Origin of the sequence: Exiguobacterium sp. s11, assembly GCF_018619015.1 — a bacterium.
Classification (GTDB): domain Bacteria; phylum Bacillota; class Bacilli; order Exiguobacteriales; family Exiguobacteriaceae; genus Exiguobacterium_A; species Exiguobacterium_A indicum.
The window spans coordinates 971,928-992,254 of record NZ_JACSNF010000001.1 but is presented as its reverse complement, the minus strand read 5'-3'; the positions used below and the strand labels follow the sequence as shown (position 1 = coordinate 992,254).

25 protein-coding genes and 1 riboswitch are annotated in these 20,327 nt (G+C 48.2%); of the genes, 19 read left to right on the top strand and 6 right to left on the bottom strand.

Going from position 1 to position 20,327, the window contains the following annotated elements:
- Positions 1-8: 8 nt before the first annotated feature.
- The 7 genes from sufB (at position 9) to KNQ12_RS05340 (ending at position 6,261) form a co-directional block, all read left to right on the top strand.
- Positions 9-1,406, top strand: a complete 1,398-nt coding sequence (gene sufB, locus KNQ12_RS05370; RefSeq protein ID WP_023469154.1) for a Fe-S cluster assembly protein SufB — start codon at positions 9-11, stop codon at positions 1,404-1,406.
- A gap of 84 nt (positions 1,407-1,490) precedes the next feature.
- On the top strand, positions 1,491-2,045 hold the full coding sequence (locus KNQ12_RS05365) for a dihydrofolate reductase family protein (protein WP_214746661.1): 555 nt from the start codon (positions 1,491-1,493) through the stop codon (positions 2,043-2,045).
- A gap of 84 nt (positions 2,046-2,129) precedes the next feature.
- On the top strand, positions 2,130-2,972 hold the full coding sequence (locus KNQ12_RS05360) for a DUF72 domain-containing protein (RefSeq protein ID WP_023469152.1): 843 nt from the start codon (positions 2,130-2,132) through the stop codon (positions 2,970-2,972).
- A 21-nt stretch (positions 2,973-2,993) separates the two neighbouring features.
- Positions 2,994-4,295 (top strand): bifunctional metallophosphatase/5'-nucleotidase, encoded by a 1,302-nt coding sequence (locus KNQ12_RS05355; RefSeq protein ID WP_035396386.1) that lies wholly within the window; start codon positions 2,994-2,996, stop codon positions 4,293-4,295.
- 62 nt (positions 4,296-4,357) lie between these two features.
- On the top strand, positions 4,358-5,257 hold the full coding sequence (gene lipA / locus KNQ12_RS05350; RefSeq protein ID WP_023469150.1) for a lipoyl synthase: 900 nt from the start codon (positions 4,358-4,360) through the stop codon (positions 5,255-5,257).
- A gap of 94 nt (positions 5,258-5,351) precedes the next feature.
- The gene (locus KNQ12_RS05345; protein ID WP_023469149.1) at positions 5,352-5,729 is read left to right on the top strand and encodes a YutD family protein; all 378 of its coding nucleotides are present in this window, start codon (positions 5,352-5,354) and stop codon (positions 5,727-5,729) included.
- 85 nt (positions 5,730-5,814) lie between these two features.
- Positions 5,815-6,261: a general stress protein gene (locus tag KNQ12_RS05340; protein WP_023469148.1), complete on the top strand. Its 447-nt coding sequence runs from the start codon at positions 5,815-5,817 to the stop codon at positions 6,259-6,261.
- 33 nt (positions 6,262-6,294) lie between these two features.
- On the opposite strand, the gene KNQ12_RS05335 is transcribed toward KNQ12_RS05340, so the two are convergent.
- Together KNQ12_RS05335 and glpX are read right to left on the bottom strand one after the other, a co-directional pair.
- Positions 6,295-6,570, bottom strand: coding sequence for a DUF3055 domain-containing protein (locus KNQ12_RS05335; protein ID WP_053454123.1), 276 nt, complete (start codon positions 6,568-6,570; stop codon positions 6,295-6,297).
- A 35-nt stretch (positions 6,571-6,605) separates the two neighbouring features.
- On the bottom strand, positions 6,606-7,586 hold the full coding sequence (gene glpX, locus KNQ12_RS05330) for a class II fructose-bisphosphatase (protein WP_029342420.1): 981 nt from the start codon (positions 7,584-7,586) through the stop codon (positions 6,606-6,608).
- A gap of 151 nt (positions 7,587-7,737) precedes the next feature.
- Between glpX and KNQ12_RS05325 the strand changes: the two genes are divergently transcribed.
- Both KNQ12_RS05325 and KNQ12_RS05320 read left to right on the top strand, forming a co-directional pair.
- Complete coding sequence (locus KNQ12_RS05325) at positions 7,738-8,181, top strand: DUF86 domain-containing protein (RefSeq protein ID WP_023469145.1); 444 nt, start codon at positions 7,738-7,740, stop codon at positions 8,179-8,181.
- Positions 8,182-8,187: 6 nt separating this feature from the next.
- Positions 8,188-8,952 carry a TIGR01457 family HAD-type hydrolase gene (locus tag KNQ12_RS05320; RefSeq protein WP_058264690.1) on the top strand — a complete coding sequence of 255 codons (765 nt, stop codon included), beginning with the start codon at positions 8,188-8,190 and terminating at the stop codon, positions 8,950-8,952.
- A 42-nt stretch (positions 8,953-8,994) separates the two neighbouring features.
- On the opposite strand, the gene KNQ12_RS05315 is transcribed toward KNQ12_RS05320, so the two are convergent.
- Positions 8,995-9,222, bottom strand: coding sequence for a NifU family protein (locus KNQ12_RS05315; protein ID WP_012371190.1), 228 nt, complete (start codon positions 9,220-9,222; stop codon positions 8,995-8,997).
- A 109-nt stretch (positions 9,223-9,331) separates the two neighbouring features.
- On the opposite strand from KNQ12_RS05315, the gene KNQ12_RS05310 reads away from it, so the two are divergent.
- Positions 9,332-9,628: a DUF1462 family protein gene (locus KNQ12_RS05310; RefSeq protein ID WP_056062835.1), complete on the top strand. Its 297-nt coding sequence runs from the start codon at positions 9,332-9,334 to the stop codon at positions 9,626-9,628.
- Positions 9,629-9,669: 41 nt separating this feature from the next.
- On the opposite strand, the gene KNQ12_RS05305 is transcribed toward KNQ12_RS05310, so the two are convergent.
- Positions 9,670-10,722 (bottom strand): NAD(P)/FAD-dependent oxidoreductase, encoded by a 1,053-nt coding sequence (locus KNQ12_RS05305; RefSeq protein WP_023469142.1) that lies wholly within the window; start codon positions 10,720-10,722, stop codon positions 9,670-9,672.
- A 92-nt stretch (positions 10,723-10,814) separates the two neighbouring features.
- Here KNQ12_RS05305 and KNQ12_RS05300 point away from each other — a divergent pair, with 92 nt between their 5' ends.
- Positions 10,815-11,048, top strand: a complete 234-nt coding sequence (locus KNQ12_RS05300) for a YuzB family protein (RefSeq protein ID WP_023469141.1) — start codon at positions 10,815-10,817, stop codon at positions 11,046-11,048.
- A 76-nt stretch (positions 11,049-11,124) separates the two neighbouring features.
- Here KNQ12_RS05300 and KNQ12_RS05295 read toward each other — a convergent pair whose 3' ends face one another.
- A complete protein-coding gene (locus KNQ12_RS05295) occupies positions 11,125-11,691 on the bottom strand; it encodes an ECF transporter S component (protein WP_029342415.1) in 567 nt (188 codons plus the stop codon).
- A gap of 155 nt (positions 11,692-11,846) precedes the next feature.
- A riboswitch (FMN riboswitch) is annotated at positions 11,847-11,988 on the bottom strand.
- Between the two features lie 111 nt (positions 11,989-12,099).
- On the opposite strand from KNQ12_RS05295, the gene KNQ12_RS05290 reads away from it, so the two are divergent.
- The 4 genes from KNQ12_RS05290 (at position 12,100) to KNQ12_RS05275 (ending at position 14,422) form a co-directional block, all read left to right on the top strand.
- Positions 12,100-12,450, top strand: coding sequence for a HesB/IscA family protein (locus KNQ12_RS05290; RefSeq protein WP_029342414.1), 351 nt, complete (start codon positions 12,100-12,102; stop codon positions 12,448-12,450).
- 117 nt (positions 12,451-12,567) lie between these two features.
- Positions 12,568-13,434, top strand: a complete 867-nt coding sequence (locus KNQ12_RS05285) for an NAD-dependent epimerase/dehydratase family protein (protein ID WP_058264691.1) — start codon at positions 12,568-12,570, stop codon at positions 13,432-13,434.
- Positions 13,434-13,934 carry a GNAT family N-acetyltransferase gene (locus KNQ12_RS05280; RefSeq protein ID WP_241492319.1) on the top strand — a complete coding sequence of 167 codons (501 nt, stop codon included), beginning with the start codon at positions 13,434-13,436 and terminating at the stop codon, positions 13,932-13,934. Before KNQ12_RS05285 ends, KNQ12_RS05280 begins: the two co-directional genes overlap by 1 nt.
- A complete protein-coding gene (locus KNQ12_RS05275) occupies positions 13,931-14,422 on the top strand; it encodes a GNAT family N-acetyltransferase (protein WP_214746658.1) in 492 nt (163 codons plus the stop codon). The genes KNQ12_RS05280 and KNQ12_RS05275 overlap by 4 nt, the downstream gene beginning before the upstream one ends.
- Before the next feature lie 239 nt (positions 14,423-14,661).
- On the opposite strand, the gene KNQ12_RS05270 is transcribed toward KNQ12_RS05275, so the two are convergent.
- Positions 14,662-15,660: an NAD(P)/FAD-dependent oxidoreductase gene (locus KNQ12_RS05270; RefSeq protein WP_023469135.1), complete on the bottom strand. Its 999-nt coding sequence runs from the start codon at positions 15,658-15,660 to the stop codon at positions 14,662-14,664.
- A 243-nt stretch (positions 15,661-15,903) separates the two neighbouring features.
- On the opposite strand from KNQ12_RS05270, the gene KNQ12_RS05265 reads away from it, so the two are divergent.
- From KNQ12_RS05265 to ptsG, 4 genes are all read left to right on the top strand, one after another.
- Complete coding sequence (locus KNQ12_RS05265) at positions 15,904-17,115, top strand: NAD(P)/FAD-dependent oxidoreductase (protein WP_214746655.1); 1,212 nt, start codon at positions 15,904-15,906, stop codon at positions 17,113-17,115.
- An 81-nt stretch (positions 17,116-17,196) separates the two neighbouring features.
- Positions 17,197-17,514 carry a YuiB family protein gene (locus tag KNQ12_RS05260; RefSeq protein ID WP_023469133.1) on the top strand — a complete coding sequence of 106 codons (318 nt, stop codon included), beginning with the start codon at positions 17,197-17,199 and terminating at the stop codon, positions 17,512-17,514.
- A gap of 101 nt (positions 17,515-17,615) precedes the next feature.
- Positions 17,616-18,473, top strand: a complete 858-nt coding sequence (glcT, locus tag KNQ12_RS05255; protein WP_023469132.1) for a glucose PTS transporter transcription antiterminator GlcT — start codon at positions 17,616-17,618, stop codon at positions 18,471-18,473.
- Between the two features lie 217 nt (positions 18,474-18,690).
- Positions 18,691-20,214, top strand: coding sequence for a glucose-specific PTS transporter subunit IIBC (gene ptsG / locus KNQ12_RS05250; protein ID WP_029342409.1), 1,524 nt, complete (start codon positions 18,691-18,693; stop codon positions 20,212-20,214).
- Positions 20,215-20,327 lie beyond the last annotated feature (113 nt).

Here is a 20,327-nt window from a genome sequence, read left to right as displayed (position 1 = left end):
AAATGAACATGGCAAAGAACATGCCGGAAATTGGCGATTATAAATATGGTTTCCACGATCGCGATATCTCGATCTTCCGTTCTGGACGTGGCTTGACGACTGAAGTCGTCGAAACGATCTCGAAAATGAAGGAAGAACCACAATGGATGCTTGATTTCCGTTTGAAATCACTTAAGATCTTCAACGAACAAGCGATGCCAGCGTGGGGTGGCGATCTCTCAGAATTGAACTTCGACGACATCACGTACTACGTCAAGCCGTCTGAACGGGCAGAGAAATCGTGGGATGAAGTACCAGAAGAAATCAAACGTACGTTTGACAAACTCGGTATTCCAGAAGCGGAGCAAAAATACTTGGCAGGTGTCTCGGCTCAGTACGAGTCAGAGGTCGTCTACCACAACATGAAAGAAGACCTCGAAGAAATCGGTGTCGTCTTCAAAGATACAGATACAGCGTTAAAAGAGAACGAAGATATCTTCCGTGAGTACTTCGGAAAATTAATCCCGCCAACAGACAACAAGTTCGCAGCCTTGAACACAGCGGTCTGGTCAGGTGGATCGTTCATCTACGTACCAAAAGGCGTTAAAGTCGACACGCCGCTTCAAGCCTACTTCCGCATCAACTCGGAAAACATGGGTCAATTCGAGCGGACGTTGATCATCGTTGATGACGAAGCATCGGTTCACTACGTCGAAGGATGTACAGCACCGGTCTACACAACGAACTCACTTCACTCAGCGGTCGTTGAGATCTTCATCAACAAAAACGCTTACTGCCGTTACACGACGATCCAAAACTGGGCGAACAACGTCTACAACCTCGTTACGAAGCGCGCGATCTGTGAAGCTGGCGCAACGATGGAATGGGTCGATGGTAACATCGGTTCGAAACTGACGATGAAATACCCAGCCGTCATCCTCAAAGGTGAAGGTTCACGTGGTATGACATTGTCAATCGCAATCGCTGGTAAAGGTCAACACCAAGATGCGGGTGCGAAAATGATTCACTTAGCACCGAACACATCGTCGACGATCGTCTCGAAGTCGATTTCAAAACACGGTGGTAAAGTCACGTACCGCGGTATCGTCCACTTCGGACGGAAAGCGACAGGCGCACGTTCGAACATCGAATGTGATACGCTCATCATGGATAACCAATCGACGTCGGATACGATTCCGTACAACGAAATCCTCAACGATAACATTTCGCTCGAGCACGAAGCGAAAGTCTCGAAGGTCTCGGAAGAGCAATTGTTCTACCTCATGAGCCGCGGGATTTCACAAGAGGAAGCAACGGAAATGATCGTCATGGGCTTCATCGAGCCGTTCACGAAAGAACTTCCAATGGAATATGCGGTCGAAATGAACCGTCTCATCAAGTTCGAGATGGAAGGTTCAATCGGATAATTCGTCTTACTCTCTCATCTACGGATGGGGGAGTTTTTTCATGAAATGGTTATTCGGGTAAAGAGTGAAAAAGGAGGGATTACTATGCGTGACATCGTCTATTCCTTTCAAGTCTCGCTTGACGGTTATATCGAAGATGCGTCAGGTAGGATCGATTTCGCTTCACCGGACACAGAATTACATCAGTATTTCAATGACTACGAGAAAGCGTTCGATACCCATGTCTATGGACGTCGTTTGTACGAGATGATGCAATACTGGGAGACAGCGAATCAGGAAGACGAGCCGATTGTCGTTGAGTATGCGAAAACCTGGCAATCGCTTGAGAAGGTCGTCTTCTCGCGGACGCTCGACGCTGTCGAAGGAAAGACACGTCTAGCGACCAAGTCACTTACCGAGGAACTTCAAGCACTAAAAGCCTTGCCTGGAAAACAGATTGCGATCGGTGGGGCGACGCTTGCTGCTGAAGCGATACGACTTGGACTCGTCGACCGTTATCATATCGTGATTTATCCTGTTCTGCTCGGCGGTGGAAAACGGATGTTTCCGGTGTTCGATCAACCGCAACACTTAAAAATGATCAAAACACAATACTTCGAATCGGGATGTATCATACTTGAATATGAACGTTTAAATTGAAGCATTGAAGAAGAAATCCCGGATTCTGCTATGCTATGATGAATAGGTAATAGGTAGAATAGAACACGTAAGGGGGAGGAGCGCATGATATATATCGGTGTTACGGGCTGGGGAGATCATGATAGTCTCTACTTGACCCCGCAAGATCGTAAGGAGAAGCTCGCCGCTTATGCGGGACATTTTCCAGCAGTCGAGGTCGACTCGACGTTCTATGCGATTCAACCGGAACGAAACTACGAAAAATGGACATCCGAGACACCGGACGGGTTCCGCTTCATCGTCAAGGTCCACCGGGCGATGAGTGGACATGACCGGGAGAATAAAGATCCGCTCGGTCCGATTTTTGAACAATATATCGCGTCGATCGAACCGATGCGAAAGAGTGGAAAGATTGCAGCGATCCTCGTGCAGTTACCGCCCTGGTTCGATGTCAGCAAAATGCACTTGGAGTATTTGCAAACGATCCGAAAATCACTTGCTGGACTGCCGGTCGCGATTGAGTTCCGAAATCCATCGTGGTATTCGGAAGCTTATCGTGAGCGGACGCTCCGATTTTTGAAGGAACATCAGTTTATTCATACGATTTGTGACGAACCCCAGACCGAAGATGGTTCCGTACCATTCGTACCGGTCGTGACGCAGGAGACGGCATTCATCCGCCTCCATGGACGAAATAAAGCGGGTTGGTTAAAGAAACCGGGTCAAAGCAGCGACGATTGGCGAAAAGTCCGCTGTCTCTACCGCTACTCAGAAGACGAGTTACAGGAACTCGCAAACCACGTCCGAAACGTGGCAGCGGAAGCAAAGGATGTATATGTCTTCTTCAATAACAACTCAGCAGGAGATGCTGCCCCGAATGCGAAACGATTAATCGAGATTCTCGATCTCGACTATGAACTGGCGCCGCGACAAATCTCATTGTTTTAAATCATCAAGGGGGGCTTCTGCATGAAGTTACACATCATTCACTATAATGATTTGCATTCACACTTCGACATGTGGCCTCGCTACATGTCCTTCGTCAAGGAACACCGGACGTATGATTCGCTCGTTTTTGATCTCGGCGATCATGCTGACCGTGTTGATCCAGCGACGGAAGCAACAAAAGGAAAAATCAATACGCATCTACTGAATGCGTTGATGCCGACTGCCGTGACGATCGGGAACAATGAAGGCATCACGTTTCCGCACGACTGGTTAGCGAACCTCTACACGGAAGCGGACTTTCCGGTCCTCGTCTCGAATTTAGAAGCACCGTTTGCCAAGCAAGGAGTCATTCACGAATTACCGACTGGAAAAGTCGGCGTCTTTGGTCTGACGGCACCGTATATCGAACTGTACGGTTTACTTGGTTGGACGATCGAAGAACCGTTTGACGTCGCGGCGCGTGAAATCGAACATTTGCGTCAAGAAGTCGACGTCTTGATTTGTTTGAGTCACCTCGGTTTCTATCAAGACGAAGAACTCGCGATGCGTTTTCCAGAACTGGATTTGATCATCGGTGCGCATACGCACCATGTCCTTGATGACGGTGTCGTTAAGAACGGTGTCTTAATCACCCAAGCCGGTAAACATGGGCAGTATGCGGGTGAAATTTATATGAATACGGATACCGGAGAGAAGGAAGCGGTCCTTCATTCCTTACACGATTACGTCGAGGACGAAGCGACGGCGAAATTACTCGACCGCGAACAGTATCTGGCGGAACAACAGATGAAGGAGCCGATTGGCGAGACATCGGGTCTAGCCAATGATTGGTTCAGCGAGTCGCCGTTCTCACAATTGCTTGTCGAGACGATGCGTGATTGGTGTGATGCGGATATCGCTTGTGTCCCGGCAGGTATTCTGCTTGGGTCACTTCCACCAGGTCCTGTCTCTGCCTTTGATTTACATCGACTCTGTCCGCACCCGATCAATCCTTGTAAAGTGACGATGACCGGAGTGGAATTACAAACTTTCCTCGACGAAGTCAAAACAGATCAGTTCGAACAACTAAAGGTTCGAGGTCTCGGTTTCCGTGGTAAGTTGATGGGGCGGATGCATTATGCTGGTTTGGCGGCACATCAACCGCTTGAGCCAACGCGAAACTATACGGTCGTCTTGCCGGATATGTTCACGTTCGGTCCACTCTTTCCAGCGATCAAAGAAATGCCAAAAGAATATTTCATGCCGGAATTGTTACGGGATTTGTTGTTCGAACGCTTATCGGAGAAGTCGGAATATAATGAATTACATGTTCGCAAACCCTGATTGTTTGTTATACTAAAGCAGACATGAATTGACTTTTTGGGGATGAAGGGGGAAGCGAAACCATGGGACGCGGAGAAATCCAACGTAAACCGGAATGGTTGAAAATCAAGCTGAATACGAATGAAACCTACACAGAATTAAAAAGTATGATGCGCGAGAAAAAGCTACATACTGTCTGTGAGGAAGCAAAGTGTCCGAATATCCACGAGTGTTGGGCGGTACGCCGGACGGCGACGTTCATGATTCTCGGAAGTATCTGCACACGTGCGTGCCGTTTTTGCGCCGTGACGACAGGACGCCCAAACGAACTCGATCTTGAAGAACCAAAACGTGTCGCGGAATCCGTTCGTTTGATGAACCTGAAGCACGCGGTCATCACAGCGGTTGCCCGTGACGATCTGAATGATTTCGGAGCAGGCGTTTACGCTGAAACCGTCCGTGAAGTTCGTCGGATGAATCCAGAGACATCAATCGAAGTCTTGCCTTCAGATATGGGTGGGAACTTTGAGGCATTGAAAACGCTGATTGATGCACAACCAGACATCATGAACCACAACATCGAGACGGTCCGCCGTCTGACACCGACCGTTCGTGCGAAAGCGACATACGACCGGACGCTTGAATTCCTTCGCCGTTCGAAGGAACTCGCACCTGAAATTCCAACGAAGTCGAGCTTGATGCTTGGTCTTGGTGAGACATGGGAAGAGATTCTTGAAACGATGGATGATCTTCGCGCAAATAACGTCGACATCATGACAATCGGTCAGTATCTCCAACCGACGAAAAAACACCTCGACGTCATCAAATACTATACACCACAAGAGTTCGCTGAACTGAAGCAGATCGCGCTCAGCAAAGGATTCTCGCACTGTGAGGCAGGTCCACTCGTTCGTTCGTCGTATCACGCGGATGAGCAAGTCAACGCAGCGAAAAAGAATAAAACAGCACTTCCGATCGACTAACGATCAAAAACCGTTCGAGCAGTTGCTCGGACGGTTTTTCGTCTGCCAGGCGAAATGGAATATGCTATGATAAGAACAGCAGGAGGTGGGAATAATGATACAAGTCAATCGGGAACGTTATGAGGTCGTCGAAGAGAAGCGGGAAGGTTTTAATGAGGAAGCCTTCATCGGTCGTTTTAGCGATGTCCTAGAAAAATATGATTATATCGTGGGGGACTGGGGGCACGGTCAATTACGGCTACGTGGCTTCTATGAGGATCAACACGAGAAAGCGACATTCGATACGAAAATTTCGCATGTGGCGGATTATCTCTACGAATACTGTAACTTCGGATGTGCCTACTTCATCGTCAAGAAGATCGGATTGGTAGAAGGAGAAGAAGCACCACCTCGCTTCGACGGTTCTTCATCCAATACGTTGAAGTTGAAACGGAAGTTCGCACCTGCACCAGAGAAGACGGAAAGCGAGTAATCAAACTGTCATACAGAAAAGCGTTTCTAGTGGACGGAATTCGGCTATTACTATAAGTATCATGTACCTATAGGGGGAACCATCCATGCGAATCGTTGGAATTTACTCATCCGTACCAGAAGTTGTTAGTGCCGTGCACGATCTCCGTGTTGCCGGTGTCGTCTCGACTGATTTAAAAGTCTTAGCACACGACAAATACGATCTCGAACAAATCGAGGAACTAGCGGATTTGAACAACCAACAGACATCTACGCGTCTGTCACAGGAAGATCATCGTAATCTCTGGCAGGAAATCAAGAGCATCTTCAAAAAAGATGACACGGCTTCCCACGGAGATGCTATTCGTGGAAGTGGCTTGACGAAGGAAGACGTCGATCGTGCGAATCATGCGGTCGAAAGCGGTCAATTCGTATTACTCGTCGGTGATGAAGCGGATCAGCATTCGGAGCGTCGTGCCCATGACGAGTCAGACAATACGAACGTCTTCAGCGGACCGAACACATTAAATGAACGAAACGATCGTCTCTTATAAGAAAAAGCCTTCGTCCGCGGACGAAGGCTTTTTTCATAGACCGATATAAGCGCGTAGATACATCTCGAGTTCCGTTGCCGCATCGTCTTCGACGTCAAACGCCGTCGCGATGTAGCCAGGTTCATCAAAATCGTCCGCACCGATGATCGCATAGCGATTCGATAAGAGATTCAAGACGAGAACCTTACCGTAAAAATGTTCCGAGTGCGTGATGGCGAGATCAAACCGACTAGCTTCTCCGATCCAACTGACAAAGCGTGTCTTCGTTTGTTCGACATCATCATATAAAAAATCACGTTCTTCCATCATTCAGCTTCCCTCATTTCCCTAACATCTGTTTCAGATTAAAGGGTTTGGGGGACTTTTTGCAAGTATGGTTTACGCGATAAGCTATGCTCGGCGATGACTTTTCGAATCGTCCGTGTCTTTGAACGCATGACAAGGGATGTCGTCTCAACGATATCATCCGTCAAGAACTTAACGCCATCGAGCATTTCACCCGTCGTGACGCCGGTCGCAGCAAAGATACAGTCGTCGCTTTTGATGAGGTCATCAAGCGTTAAAAGTTGAAGCGGATCTTCAAGCCCCATCCGGATGACACGAGCAGTTTCTTCTTCGTTCATCGGGTGTAAGCGTGCCTGCATGTCGCCGCCCATCGCTTTAACGGCAGCAGCCGTGATGACACCTTCAGGAGCACCGCCTGTACCGATGAAGATATCGATTCCTGTCGCAGGAGATAGTGGTGCGATTCCAGCTGAGACATCGCCGTCTTCGAACAGACGAACCCGTGCGCCCATTCGCATCGCGGCTTCACGGAAGTGATCGTGACGTGGGCGATCCTGCATGATGACAGTGACGTCCTCAATCCGTTTATTGTTGTATTGAGCTGCTTTTTCAATGATGACTTCAAGTGGATCGTCGAGCGAGACGTGCCCTTTTAAGTTCGGTCCAACTGTTAATTTATCCATATACATATCCGGTGCGTGGAGCAGGGCACCTTGATCGGCGACAGCGATGACGACCATCGCATTACCGAGACCTTTGGCGACGATATTCGTACCTTCGAGCGGGTCGACGGCGATGTCAACGATTGGACCGTTTGCTGTTCCGACACGTTCGCCGATGAAGAGCATCGGTGCTTCGTCGAGTTCGCCTTCACCGATGACGACCGTTCCGTTCATGTTGACCGTGTTCAAGACTTCGCGCATCGCAGTCGTTGCTGCATCATCCGCTTCATTTTTCTTACCGCGACCAATCCATTGAGCAGAAGCTAGTGCTGCTGCTTCCGTAGCGCGTACGATTTCCAGTGCGAGTTCCCGTTCCATGTATATAACCTCCACGTCACCAATGTGACATACTATTTTCAGCAAAAATCTAAATTGAGGATAACACATTGAGGAATGTGATGCAAATGACCTTTCTGCTTTTCAGGATTGCCGGATAGCGATAAAATGGAGGATGTGAGGGGGAATGAAGATGTATTTCGTCAATCGTCAAAAAATCGAAGAGACGGTCGTCTGTTATGAGACGGCACTTCGACAAAGTAAGGAAGTTACGGGGGATCCGGTGACGACGGCACTGGCTATGGAACGGATCGGTTTTTTAGTCATCGAGAGTGTCATCGACATCGGAAACAGTATGATTGATGGATTCATCATGCGGGATCCGGGAAGTTATGAAGATATCATTCTCATTTTAGAAGATGAGAAGGTCATCGATGGACCGCTCGCGACGAGTCTGAAGAAGCTCGTTGCGTTACGTACGTTGATCGTCCGGTCATTCACACAGTCGAGTATGGCGGAGATTCGGGCGGTACTTGAGACAGAGGAAGCAGAATTACGTCGTTTCCCGGAAGCGATTCGCCGGTATATCGAGACAGAACTCGGACCGGTGTCTGCATTTTTACCAAACGAGGAGTGAGTCAGGATGAAGGCAAAAGGCTATTTATTTGATTTAGATGGAACGATGTATAACGGAACGGAACCGGTAAAAGAAGCGGTCGATTTCGTCAATCGTCTGCAAGCAGAAGGCATTCCGTATTTGTTCGTGACGAATAATGCGTCGATGACGGCAAAAGCCGTGGCGGAGAAATTACGCGGGATGGGTGTTCATTCCGATGCGAAACACGTCTTGACGAGTGCGATGGCGACCGGTCGTTATATCGCTGATCTATCACCGAAAGCGCGCGTCTATGCAATCGGTGAGACAGGACTGATTGATGCGCTTGAACGGGAAGGGTTAGACGTCGTCGCAACCGAAGCGGCAGATTACGTCGTCATCGGTCTTGACCGTCAGATCACGTATGAAAAACTCGCTGTCGGTGCCCTCGCGATTCGTGCCGGTGCCCGCTTCATCTCGACGAACGGAGACATTGCCATTCCGACAGAACGTGGATTCTTACCAGGAAACGGTGCCTTGACGTCCGTACTGCGCGTGACGACGGAGAAGGAACCGTTCTTCATCGGTAAACCGGAACCGGTCATGGTCGATATCGCAACGGAGATGATTGGTCTGTCAAAAGAAGACGTCATCATGGTCGGGGATAACTACCATACGGATATTCTATTCGGAATCAATGGAGGCATCCGGACGATGCACGTCAATTCTGGCGTCCATACACCCGTCTTCATTCAAGGTCAGGATCGTCAACCGACATACATGGTCGATACGTTAGCAGAATGGATTCTATGAATCAAAAAATCCCGAACGAGAATTCGTTCGGGATTTCATGTATTAGAAGACTTGTTCGACTTCAACGACGCCAGCGACTTCTTCAAGAAGGGCACGTTCGATACCGGCCTTCAATGTGATCGTTGAACTTGGGCAGCTACCACAAGCTCCCATCAAACGGAGTTTTACGATTCCGTCTTCTACATCTACGAGTTCAACGTCTCCTCCATCACGAAGAAGGAACGGACGCAATTTTTCAAGAACTTCATTCACTTGATCAAACATTTCCATGCGTAAACACATCCTTTCGTATAGTTTCATTGTAACAGGGTTGAAAAATGTTCTCAATCTGGAAAACTTGTATACTAAAGAGGAGAGAATTGAAAAGGGGGACTTCAAGATGGAAATCACGGTTTATGGAACAGCGGTCACTTGTCCGAGTTGTGTCGGGGCACCTAGCTCGGAAGAGACGTTCAGTTGGCTACAAGCCGTCCTCGGACGGAAATATGAGCAAGCGATGACGCTTCGCTATGTCGATTTCGAGACAGCAACATCGGATCAATGGACGGAAGCCTTAAAAGAGGATGTCTATTTTTATCCATTGATCGTGCTCGATGATGAGATGATTGACGAGGGGTACGTCAAACTGAAGACGATTACGGCAGCGATTGATGCGAAGTTAAGTCAGACGGGGTGAACGACAAAGAGGTATCCCAAAGATCGGGACACCTCTTTTGCTCATTTAATCTTTTTGTGTTTCCATAAGACACCGGACTTCAAGAGACGTGGGACTTTCCCCGTCAGCGCTTGCTTGCCCATGACGATCCCGAAACCATCTGATTTCCCGAGCGATCCGAGCATTCCGCGCAGTTTGATTTCTGGCAGTTTCGGCAATTTTTTCCCTTGCCACTTCGCTTGCAAGACGTCGACGACTTGTTCTGCCTGATGTTCTGCGAGTTGACCGCTTGGCGCATACGGCAAGCTGGCACAATCGCCGATGACGAAGACGTTATCGTATTCCGGTACGTGATGATGTGCCGTCAATTTGATCCGACCACCGCTATCTGCAGCAAAGCCGAGATCACGAACGACCTTGACCGGCTGCGTACCTGCCGTCCAAATCGTCAAGTCCGACGGGTACGTATCGTCGCCGTTTCGGACGTCGTCCGCCGTGACGAGCGTGACGTTCGAATTGTTGATGACTTCCACGTCATGCTCCTCGAACCATTCCTGGACGTAAGATGAGACTTTGTCGGATAAGAATGACAAGACGGATGGACCGCGGTCGAACAGACGAATCGTTAAATCCTTCCGGCTTTCATGCAGTTCACTGGCAAGTTCAACACCAGATAGACCAGCACCGACGATCGAGACGACGGACCCCGGTGACAGACCACAGATCGCTTGCTGTGTCTTGCGCGATTCTTCAAGTGTCTGGATGCTGTATGTAAACTCTTGAGCACCCGGAATGTTGTGGTATTTATCCTCGCAACCGAGGGCGATGATCAAGTCATCATAGAATAATTCTGATCCGTCTTGAAGGTGGACCGTATTCGTCTCTGGTGAGATTTTAATGACATGTCCATATTTATAAGTAAGATGTTTCCCCTCCGGAAATTCAATCCGGACATCTCGATCTGATAATGTACCTGCTGCGAGTGCGTAATATTCCGTTTTGAGTGCGTGGTACGGTAGACGGTCGACGAGCGTGACGGCAACTTCCTCGTCCTTGAATCGCTCACAAATCCGCATTCCACCATATCCTCCGCCGAGTACGACCAATTGCTTCATAACGTAAAATCCCCCTTAGTTCCCCTAAATCAGTCTGACCTTGTATAATACGACATGAGGCAGGTCGTTTCCTGCTTGAAGGAGGAAAAAAAGTGAATCCGATTATTGAATTTTGTATCAGTAACTTAGCGGCTGGTACACAGGTCGTCATGGAGCAACTCGAACGTGACCCGAACGTCGACGTCGTCGAATACGGTTGCCTTGGCTATTGCGGCATTTGTTCGCTTGATCATTTTTGTCTCGTTGATGGTGAGACGGTCGTAGGCGAGACGCCGGAAGAGTTGCTTGAAAAGATTTACCTAAAAATCGAAGAGAATGAGCTGTGAGCCCGAACAGCCAAAAAATCCCCTCGTTCGTCTGAACGAGGGGATTCGTGTCCGTCAGCGGGCGCAGCTTTTCGGATCAGGCAGATTGTTGACGGCGCATCATCCATGGTCGTAGTTTCAAGAACAACGGAATGAAGAGTGCCGAGATGAACAATGCCTTGATGACGTTAAACGGTAAGATACCGGCTGTGATTGCTGTCCATTTGACAGCTGGATCCGCCATGTAGTCCATACCGAGGAACCATGCATACGCTGGAAGGATCAAGATATAGTTGAGAATCGCAAGACCGAGTGCCATCGTGATCGTACCAGCGACGAGGCCAGTTGCGAGACCTTGTGTTGATTTCTTTTTGTGGTAGAACCAGCTGACAGGAAGCACGAATGCGACACCAGCAGCGAAGTTCGCGAATTCTCCGACCGGAACACCACTTCCGCGGAAGATGTAATATAACACGTTCTTCAATGCTTCGACGATGACACCTGCGACCGGTGAGAACATGATCGCTGCGACGAGAGCAGGAACATCACTGAAGTCGATCTTCAGATAGTTCGGTAAGAACGGCAGTGGAAAATTGATAAGCATAAGAACAAATGAGATTGAACCTAACATTGACAGAGTGACCATTTTTTGTGTGCGTTTCATACGAGTATTGTCTCCTTTTGCTCGTTCCTCTCGATGAAGTATTGGCATGACTGCGTCCATAAAGAAACCCCTATTGATGAGATCAACAGGGGAGAAGTCCGCATTAAATAAACCTAATCGATTATTGCAAAAATCGATCAAATTCAAACTCATGCCGCCATCTTCTCCCATCCAGACTATACTGTCGGCTCCTGAATTACACAGAATCAGCAAATAGCGCCCTATTCGCTCGCGGGCTTCAACTCATAATAGTTGTTTACCGCCGGTCGGGAATTTCACCCTGCCCTGAAGATGGAACGATTATTTTGTTGTACATACCATTTATACAACGAATTCAAGATAGTTTCAAGCAACTAGGTTTCGATTCGCTCAGAAGTTGCGTATACTAAAGAAAAGGAAGGTGATGACATGATCCATTTAACGGAGGCAGCAGCGCTACAAGTCCAAGACATGATGGCGCAGGCACCAGCAGATGAACGGAATCTTCGGATGCTCGTCCAAGGTGGTGGATGTAGTGGTCTGTCGTACGGAATGGGATTCGACCAACAGAAAGAAACGGATCTCGTTTTCGAACAGCACGGCGTGACCGTCATCGTGGACGAAAAAGATTACCCGGTCGTCAAAGGACTGGAAATCGATTATAAGCAGTCGATGCTCGGCGGCGGATTCACGATCACGAATCCGAATGCCATCGCAACATGCGGTTGCGGGACATCGTTCCGGACGGCAACGAATGCCGGGACACCGGGTGGCTGTTAATGAATCCAATCGTGGACATCGTCCACGATTTTTTTATTGTCCGCATACAGGAGACCTGTTCCGTTGACTCGAAATATTAAGAGAGTGAATGCTACTACGAACAGGGAGGGCTTCAGGATGAGAAAAGTATTGATCTTCGGGGGAACACGCTACTTCGGACGCCGGCTTGCGATTCGGTTAGCCGATTCGGGGGATGACGTGACAATCGTCACACGCGGCGAGCATACGCCACCAGTCGCGAAGGGCTTGACATTTTTCAAAGGAGACCGGACGTCAAGTAGTACGATGAAGGACTTAAGCCAACAGCACTGGGATGTCATCTATGACAACATTTGCTTCACGCCGTATCAAGCCAAGCTTGCGATTGACGCGTTTGAAGGGAAAGTCGGGCGCTACGTGTTGACGTCGACGATGTCTGTCTATGAAGACGGTGGTGCGAATATCACGGAGCGTGCCTACAATCCGTTTCCCGGGAAATATGAGCTTGAGAAGGAACATGGATATGGCGAAGGGAAACGCCAAGCGGAGAGTTATTTCTTCCAACGGGCGACGTTCCCAGTCGTTGCGGTCCGTTTTCCGGTCGTCCTCGGACCAGATGACTATACGGAGCGACTCGTCTTTCATATCAAGCGTGCGCTTGACGGTCGTCCGATTGTTGCCGAAAACACATACGCGAAGATGGGATATATCTCAAGTTACGAAGCCGCTGCCTTTTTGGAGTGGTGTGGTCGTTCGGAACTGACCGGACCAATCAACGCTGCAAGTGACGGTGTCTTATCCATTCAAGACCTAGTGGATAAGATCGACCGCGTTGCGGGAACGACGAGTCAACTCGTTGCAAAAGGAGAAGATGAATCGCCGCTTGCGCCAGAACGCGATTTCTATATGGATACGACAGCTGCGAAACAAGCCGGCTATCTGTTCCAACATGTCGATGACTGGCTCGATCGTTTGATTGAAGAGGAGGTGCGCAATCACCAATGATGCAGTTGATAAAACCAACTCTTGCGTGGGAGACCGAGTACCGCGCCTTTTTAGAAGACTGGCGAGAGTCGGGCGAAACGATCGTGCCGGAAGCAGTCGGAGACACATATGAACCACTTGGCGCTTATTTTGCGGAACTTAAGGAAATGGAGACAACAGTCAGACCGGGTCTTGTCACCCATTCGACGTACTGGATGGTCGACGGGCAACGAATCGTCGGTGCGCTGAACTTCCGGCATGACTTGACGGAGAACTTGAAGTTGTACGGCGGACACATCGGATACGGCATCCGACCATCCGAGCGTCAGAAAGGATATGCGACGACCGGGCTCCGTTTAGCGCTAGAAGAAGCACGGCAACGTGGACTCGATCAAGTGCTGTTGACGTGTGGCGTTGATAATCTAGCATCTCGCCGTGTCATCTTGGCGAACGGTGGACAAGAAATCGAGCCGACTGTTCGTAATGGACGCGAGACACGTCGCTTCATCATCCCGTTATGAGGATTCGGGAAGCACGTCTAGAAGATGCGTCAGCTATCGCCCGCGTTCATATTGATGCCTGGCGCGAGACGTATCAAGGTATCATTCCAGATCCGTATTTAGCACAGTTGTCGCATGCGAAACGGACGAAACAATGGGAACAGACATTAATTGATCAACGCGTGTATGTTGCCGTCTCAGGAGAAGAAGTTGTTGGCTTTGCGCAAGGTGGAGCGAATCGAAGTGATGCGCGTGAAGGGGAGTTGTATGCGATTTATGTCTTGCAAGCGTCGCAAGGACAAGGACTCGGTAAAGCGTTGTTTCAACGCATCGCTGAGGACTTAGCGGAATATGAGACGATGCAGGTTTCTGTCTTGCGGGATAATCCAGCGTGCCAGTTTTACGAGCGATTCGGTGGTCAGGTCTTCGAAGAATCGATGATTGAGCGAGGTGGGGTCGAACTCGTGCAACGGGTTTACCGGATACCGGTTAAAAGATCATCCGTATGAAATCGGACGTTTTCAACATCTTCGCTTTCCTTAGGCGGGATGTAAGCCTCGCTAGTTTCCATTCCATGTGATCTGTCGGGTCCCTATCCCTGACGGAAGCACACATCGTGCTTTCTTTTCCTGTAGGAGTCGAAGATGTTTGGTCACGTCCTAGCATGATTCCATCAAAATAAGAGGTCGGACTCCGGTATGTCATCCGGAATCCGACCTCTCATCATTTGCAGTCATTCACATATATCTCAAGAATGATTCGTTACTTTTTCGAAAAGACTCGTCGAGTGTTGCGGATGACGAGCAGATGGATCAACGAGAAGTTTCGCTTGGTTAACGGCGATCGGTGCTTCACCGAATCCTGTTGCGATCAGTTTAACGCGTCCTTCGTAAGTCGCGATATCACCACAAGCGAAGACACCTGGAATCGCAGTCTCCATTTTCGAATTGACGCGAATCGAATTGCGTTCGAATTCAACTTCCCATTCTTTTAATGGTCCGAGTGACGAGACGAAACCGAAGTTACAGACGACATCGTCCGCAGCGACGACGACGACTTCACCACTTTCAGCATGTTTGAACGTCAGCGTCTCGATGTGCGTCTCACCTGTGACCGATTCAAGTGTATACGGCGTCATGACGTTGACGGACGAATCGTGTAACAGTTCGACCGAATGTTCATGGGCACGGAACTTATCGCGACGGTGGACGAGCGTGACGGATTTTGCAATCGGCTCAAGCATCAATGACCAGTCAACTGCAGAGTCACCGCCACCCAGTAAGACGACTTGGCGATCCTTGAAGCGTTCCATGTCGTTGACGAAATAGTGTAAGTTTGTTTCTTCGAAGCGTTCTGCATCTGCCACTCCGAGTGGACGCGCGGCGAACGAGCCGTTGCCTGCCGTCAAGATGACGGTCTTCGTATAATGCTCGCCTTTATTCGTGACGAGGCGGATGATTCCGTCATCCATCCGTTCGTAAGCGATGACTGTCTCACCGAGCACGTATGTCGGATCGAATTCATTTGCTTGTTCAAGCAACCGATCAACCAGTTCCTGTGCTTTTACTTTCGGAAAACCGGCAATATCGTATATATATTTTTCAGGATAAAGCGTAGCGAGTTGACCACCTAATTGAGGTAGACTCTCGATGACCTTCGTCTTCATCTGGCGCATTCCTGAATAAAACGCGGTGAACAGTCCGACCGGACCGCCGCCGATGATCGTGACATCATATGGTTGGTGCATCTGATTCCCTCCTAGCGTTGGATAGGTCCATTATATAGGAAGTAGGGGGTAAAGGTGCAAGTACGGAACATCTCACATTTTTTTAAGGGAAATTACATTTTTCTTTTGCAATCATTCCTGAAAAGTGTTTCAATAGGCTTATAGACATGTGAACATTATTTGAACAAAATTTTTGAGCATTCGTCTGTAATTGAATGTGAAGAAAATCACAACAAAACTACGATTCGTAAGGAGTATCAGAACATGAACACACCTAACATTGTTATTCTTGGAGCGGGCTACGGTGGATTGATCACAGCAGTCAACCTTCAAAAGAAACTCGGCGTCGATCAAGCGAACATCACGTTGATTAACAAACACGACTATCATTACCAAACAACTTGGTTGCATGAACCAGCTGCAGGTACGATGTCTGCGGAGCAAGCGCGCATCTACATCAATGATGTCATCAACCCGTCACGCGTCAAACTTGTCAAAGGTATCGTTGAGAAAGTCGACACGGCTGCTAAAACGGTTCTTTTACAAGATGGCGGAACAGTTCCTTACGATTACGTCGTCGTTGCTCTCGGTGGCGTTCCTGAAACATTCGGTATCAAAGGATTGAAGGAACACGCGCTGACGATCAGCTCGTTGAACAGCGTCCGTAAAATCAAGGAACATATCGATTACTCATTCGCACAGTACAAAACAACAGGATCACAAGATCGTTCACTCTTGACGATCGTTGTTGGTGGTGCTGGATTCACAGGAATCGAGTTCATGGGTGAGCTCGTCAACCGTATTCCAGAACTGTGCAAACAATATGACATTCCACGCGAACTCGTTCGTGTCGTCAACATCGAGGCAGCACCGACAGTCCTTCCAGGATTCGATGCAGATCTCGTCAACTATGCACACAAATGGCTTGAGCGCCAAGGCATCGAGTTCAAACTCGGTAACGGCATCAAGGAATGTGGAGCAGGAAGCGTCACATTCGGTCCGCTTCAAGGCGACACGACTGAGACGATCGAAGCGAACACGATCATCTGGACTGGTGGCGTCAGCGGTAACCCTGTCGTTGCAGCATCTGGTTTCGAAGCGATGCGTAACCGTGTCGTCGTTGAAGAAGATCTCCGTGTTCCAGGACACGATAATGTCTTCATGATCGGTGACTGTTCAGCAGTCATGGACCCAAGTTCGAACCGTCCGTACCCACCGACTGCACAAATCGCGACACAACAAGCACACAAAGTCGCTGAGAACATCGCAGCACTCATCGCGGGTCGTCAAACATCGACGTTCACGTACGAGAACAAAGGAACGGTCGCTTCACTTGGTCACAAAGACGGTATCGGCATGGTCTTCGGTAAGAAGATTTACGGTCGTAACGCATCGTTCATGAAAAAAGTCATCGACAACAAACACTTCTTCGAACTAAAAAAACTTGGTCTTGCGATCAAAAAAGGGAAGTTCTAAGTTCACGTTTTAGGCAAATGTACACTCGTGCATTTGCCTTTTTTGTCGGTTATACTAGAAGAGATTCAAAGGGGGAACAGTATGCATATCATTCAAGCCGTGATCGGGAGTGTGCTTTATCTCGTCATGTTCTTTAGTATCGGATTCATCTTAAACATGTTGTTGCGGAGTACATGGGTGATGCTCGTACTCTATCCGGTCATCATAATTATGATGATCGACAACCAATCGACGCTCGAATACTTCACGAATGCTCGTGAAGCGATACCGAATCTCGGAGACCGGATTGCTGGTCTACAGACAGCGGATATCACGATGTTCGCGGCTGGTCTTGCCGGAATCATCATCGCCGGTCTATCGATTCGCTTCTTGCGTAAGAGCGGTTACCAAATGTTTTAAAGTCTACTTGAGTAAGTAGGCTTTTTTCGTGTCTGAAAAACCGTTATAATGAAAACAATGTCTTTAAATAAATGTGTAAGAGCAGATTGGGTTGAGAGCGAATGGATAAACAAATGTACCACGTTATCAAGGTATTGAATAATAATGTCGTCATTTGTTCGACTGGTGCGAATCAGGAAGTCATTATCCTCGCGAAAGGGATTGGCTTCGGTCGGAAGCCAGGCGATCAACTGACAGATCTCGACAAGTTGGAAAAAGTCTACACGTTGAAGGATAAAGAAGAACAGGATCAATATAAGGCGCTCGTCGGTCATCTCGATGAGAATTTCATCGCATTGATGAACGAGATCGTCTCGATGATCGAGACACGCTTCGGAAAAAAGGTCGACGAACATATCCATATTGGATTGACGGATCATTTGACGTTTACGTTCAAGCGACTGGAACAAGGAATGGAAGTCACGAATCCGTTTCTTGCTGAAACGGAAGCCTTGTATCCCGAAGAGTACGCCCTTGCAGAAGAAATCGTCGAGTTCATCAGTGCCGAGATGAATTTTTACCTGCCTCCAGCTGAGACAGGATTCATCGCACTTCATATTCATTCAGCGACGAACTTCAAAGACGTACTCGAAGTCAACCGCCATCATCAACTCGTCGGTTTAATTGCTAGTCATATCGAACAGCGACTGGAGATTAAAATCGATCGAAAATCGCTTGATTACAAGCGTCTGATTCGGCATCTTCGTTCAGCGATTGAAAGGGTTTCCAATGGGGAGTATCTAGAGGCTCCAGAAAAAGTAGAAAAGCTATTGCGTGAAGAATATCCGCTATGCTATGATACTGCTTGGGAGCTGATGTCCATCATGGAACGTCAGTTGAAGAAAGCGGTACCGCGCGGTGAGGCGACGTATCTTACGATGCATCTGCAACGCTTAGTGCAGTACGATTCAGGTAAATGACCGCACGGACTACGTGTTACTGATACGATCAGGCATGAGTGGGATGTCGGGCAAGAAGCTTTATTTCCGTTATTCAACGGGATAAGTCTATTGTCTACAATCCGCTCGTGCCTGATTTTTTTCTGTAAAAAATCGGTCAGATGTCTGACTTTTTTCGTCTCAATCATTGGCATTATTCATCATACTTCGCTCTTAACAGGAAAAGGAGGAAACACACATGTTCAAACAGATTTTTGCTGTTCTTCAACGTGTCGGTAAAGCGTTGATGCTTCCTGTAGCGATTTTGCCAGCTGCCGGTATCCTACTCGGATTCGGTAACGCGATGCAAAATCCGAACTTGACGTCAAAACTCGAGTTCTTGAAAAATGATGCAATCATCAAGGTTGCAAAATTGATGGAAGCAGCCGGGGATATCATCTTCGGTAACTTAGCACTCTTATTCGCGGTCGGTGTCGCGATTGGTCTTGCAGGGGACGGCGCAGCCGGACTTGCGGCAATCGTCGGATTCTTGATCATGAACAAAACAATGAGCGTTTGGCTCGGCGTTACACCAGAAATGGTTGCTAACGGTCAAGGGTATGCAAACGTACTCGGTATCCCAACACTTCAAACTGGGGTATTCGGTGGTATCATCATCGGTCTGATTGCAGCTTGGGCGTATGGGAAGTACCATAATCTCGAATTGCCGCAGTTCCTCGGATTCTTTGCTGGTAAACGTTTCGTTCCAATCGTCACTGCTGTCGTTTCATTGTTCGCAGGTCTTGTACTTGTATTCGTTTGGCCGTTCGCACAGGACGGATTGAACACATTCTCCCACTTCATGATGGAGAAAAACCCAACACTCGCAGCATTCGTCTTCGGTCTCATCGAACGTTCGTTGATTCCATTCGGTCTTCACCACATCTTCTATGCACCATTCTGGTTCGAATTCGGTTCGTACACGAATGCAGCAGGTGATGTCGTTCGTGGTGACCAAGCGATCTTCTTCGCTCAATTGAAAGATAACGTTGAATTGACTGCTGGTACATTCATGACTGGTAAATTCCCGTTCATGATGTTCGGTCTTCCAGCAGCAGCTCTTGCTATGTACCACGAAGCTCGTCCTGAGCGCCGTGCAGTCGTTGGTGGTCTTCTTGGATCAGCAGCACTTACAGCATTCTTGACAGGTATCACAGAGCCAATCGAATTCGCATTCTTGTTCGTTGCTCCAATCTTGTTCGCAGTTCACGCAGTCTTCGCAGGTCTCTCGTTCATGACGATGCAATTGTTGAACGTTAAGATCGGTATGACATTCTCTGGTGGTTTGATTGACTTCCTTCTCTTCGGTGTTCTTCCAGGACGCACGCAGTGGTGGCTCGTCATCGTCGTCGGTCTTGCACTCTCTGTCATCTACTATGTTGGATTCCGTTTCGCAATCCGCAAGTTCAACCTGAAAACTCCAGGTCGTGAAGATGCAGCGCAAGAGACTTCATCTGCTCAAGGTTCTGAACTCGCTGAAGGTATCCTTGATGCACTCGGTTCAGAGTCGAACATCAAACACTTGGATGCATGTATCACACGTCTTCGTGTCGAAGTTCTCGACAAATCAAAAGTCAACAAAGATGAGTTGAAAAAATTAGGTGCTGCTGGTGTCCTTGAAGTTGGTAACAACGTTCAAGCGATCTACGGACCGAAATCAGACAACATCAAGTCTGAAATCCAAGCCGTCATCGCATCACGTAAACAAGAAAAAACAGTCTAAAGTTTTTAGAGTGAGTCCTTCTGCGGAAGGGCTCATTTTTTTTGGAAAAATCTTTTAGAATCGTTTTGCGATAGAATATTTTAGGGTATGAACTAAGTAGTTTGTTTAAAAAA